The sequence below is a fragment of the Synechococcus sp. R70.1 genome (assembly GCF_047461675.1).
Lineage (GTDB): Bacteria > Cyanobacteriota > Cyanobacteriia > Thermostichales > Thermostichaceae > Thermostichus.
In genome coordinates, this window is the sequence record NZ_JANSHR010000113.1 from 1 (window position 1) to 2,213 (window position 2,213).

Sequence of the window (2,213 nt, forward strand, 5' to 3'; positions counted from 1 at the left end):
GGAGGCCCTGACCTACCTGGACTTTCCCAGCGGCCACCAGAGGCACATTAAGAGCACGAATGTGCTGGAGCGGCTTATCCGTGAGGTGAAGCGGCGGACCAGGGTGGTTGGGGTCTTCCCCGGCGAGGGGAGCCTGGTGAATCTGGCCACGGTGGTGATGCTGAGGGCCACGGAGGACTGGGCTTTCCGGCGTTACCTGGACATGGGCCCGCTTTGGGCCGCGGAAGAGAAACCCACAAAAATCGCGACTTGACCCCCCTGGGACAAGGGGGCCCACCTCCTGGCCTACGCCCTCCTGGGCTTCCTCCTTGGGCGGGGGCTTGGGGGCTTGTACCCTGCCTTTTTCCTCGCCGCCCTCTACGGCCTGGTGGACGAGTGGCACCAGAGCTTCGTCCCCGGGCGGGAGGCCTTTGGCCTGGACCTTCTGGCCGACTCCCTCGGGGCCTACCTGGGGGCTAGAGGGGCGGGTAGATGGGAAGCTCTAAGAGGCGCCCGCCCTTAGCCTCCGCCGCCTGGACCACCATCTCCGCCACCAGTTCCGGGGCGATCCAGCGGCTGGGGTCGGCCTCGGGCATGGCCCGGCGGTTGGCCTCGGTGTCCAGGGTGCCCATGGGGTAGACCACCAGAAAGCGCACCCCCTCCACCTCCCCCTGCAGGGACCTTAGGAGGCTCGCCAGGGCGGCCTTGGCGGCGGTGTAGAGGGCCCGGCCCGGCCCCGCGCCCGTCCAGGCGGGTCCGGCGGCGAAGGCGGCGAAGAAGCCCTCTTGACGGGCCTCCATGTAGGGGAGGACGGCCTTTAGGAGGTTGTAGGTGGTGCGCAGGTTCAGGTCCAGCATCCAGTCGTAAAGCCCCGGGTCCGCGTCCAGAAAGCGCCCGGCGGCGAAGCCCCCCACGGTGTGGACCACGCCGTAGAGGGGGGCTTCCCCTTCCACGAAGCGGGCCAGGGCCAAGGCCTCCTCCAGCCTGGTCAGGTCGGCCACGAAGGTCTTAGCCCCCACCGCCTCCGCCCTTTCCGCCATGCGCTCCAAGCGGGGGTCGGAGAGGAAGAGCCTGGCCCCCGCCCGGTGGAAGGCGGGAATGAGGGCCCTGGCAAGGGCGCCCCCGGCCCCGGTGATGAGAAAGGCCTTTCCTTCCAGCATGGCCTCATTCTACGGGGATGAGGGCCAGGGACTGGGGCGGGAAGCCCAATGAGGGGAGGGCCACCCTCTGGGGCGGGGAGGGGAGCAGGTCGTAGACGTAGAGGAGGCTTCCCGCTGCCAAGTACAGGTAGGCGTCCTGCCCCACCAGGCCGGCGGCGAAGTTCAGGAAGACCTCCTGAGGCCCTGAGTCCCTGGGCTCCAGGACCTGGAAGCCCCGGCCCAAGGCCACGAGCCCCGCCACCGGGTCCAGGGCCAGCCGGGCCTCCCCGGGGAAATCCCCCAGGACCTTACGGCTTTGCAGGGCGTCCCCTAGGAGGGCGTAGAGGCGGGTTTCCGTGGCCGTGGCCCCCAGGCCCAGAAGCCTTCCCCGGCTTCCGTCCGCCCTGAGGTCAAAGGGTCCCCGGGCCAGGGGCAGATCCAGGGGCTTTTCCAGCCTGGGGCTTCCCCCGGGGTTTTGGGCCGGGCGGAAGCCCATGGCGCTTGGGGTCATGTAGGCCAGGAGGTCCAGGGTGCCCTGGGGGAGGAGGGCGAGGCGGAGGGGCGCCTCGAGGCCCGTGAGGTCGGCCTCCTCCGGGTCCTCAAGGCCTGGCGAGAAAAGCAAGGCCCGCCCCGCCACCGGGCAGTGCACCAGAAGCCGGTTCTGCCCTAGGCGCAGGTAGCCCCCGAAGCAGTCCGCCGGGAGGGGGGCCGTGGCCAGGAGGTTCTCCGGGGCGGCGCTTTCGCTGAAGCCTGAGGTGGCGTAGGCCTCGAGGCGGTCCCTGAAGAGCAGGTAGAGCCGCCCCTGGCTCCCCCAGTAGGCCAGGTCCTGGAGGCCATCCTTGCTCCAGGTGTCCACGGGGGTGGCCAGGCCCCGTTGCAGGTCGGAGGCCCGGTAAAAGCGCACCTCGCTCCCGCTCCCCGCCGCCACCAGGGCGGGGAGGGGGGGCTCCTGGCTTCCCGTGCAGGCGGCAAGGAGCAGGAGAAGGAGGAGCCACTTCCTCACGGCAGACCTCCCAGCTTCACGCCCTCCTCGGAGAGGAGGACCCCCGCCGCCTGGCCCCCAAAGAGGAAGGCCAGGCCGAAGCTTCCCTTGCC

3 protein-coding genes and 1 pseudogene are annotated in these 2,213 nt (G+C 70.3%); 2 read left to right on the forward strand and 2 right to left on the reverse strand.

Features of this window, described 5'->3' with window-relative positions; translation table 11 throughout:
- Together NW807_RS10870 and NW807_RS10875 are read left to right on the forward strand one after the other, a co-directional pair.
- On the forward strand, positions 1-253 hold a 253-nt coding region (locus tag NW807_RS10870), incomplete at its 5' end, for a transposase (RefSeq protein ID WP_414426112.1).
- 21 nt (positions 254-274) lie between these two features.
- A pseudogene (locus NW807_RS10875) lies at positions 275-502 on the forward strand (VanZ family protein); the annotation flags it as partial.
- Here NW807_RS10875 and NW807_RS10880 read toward each other — a convergent pair.
- Together NW807_RS10880 and NW807_RS10885 are read right to left on the reverse strand one after the other, a co-directional pair.
- The gene (locus tag NW807_RS10880; RefSeq protein ID WP_414426113.1) at positions 456-1,139 is read right to left on the reverse strand and encodes an SDR family NAD(P)-dependent oxidoreductase; all 684 of its coding nucleotides are present in this window, start codon (positions 1,137-1,139) and stop codon (positions 456-458) included. The pseudogene NW807_RS10875 and the gene NW807_RS10880 sit on opposite strands and share 47 nt — an antisense overlap.
- 4 nt (positions 1,140-1,143) lie before the next feature.
- A complete protein-coding gene (locus tag NW807_RS10885) occupies positions 1,144-2,121 on the reverse strand; it encodes a hypothetical protein (RefSeq protein ID WP_414426114.1) in 978 nt (325 codons plus the stop codon).
- Positions 2,122-2,213: the final 92 nt, after the last annotated feature.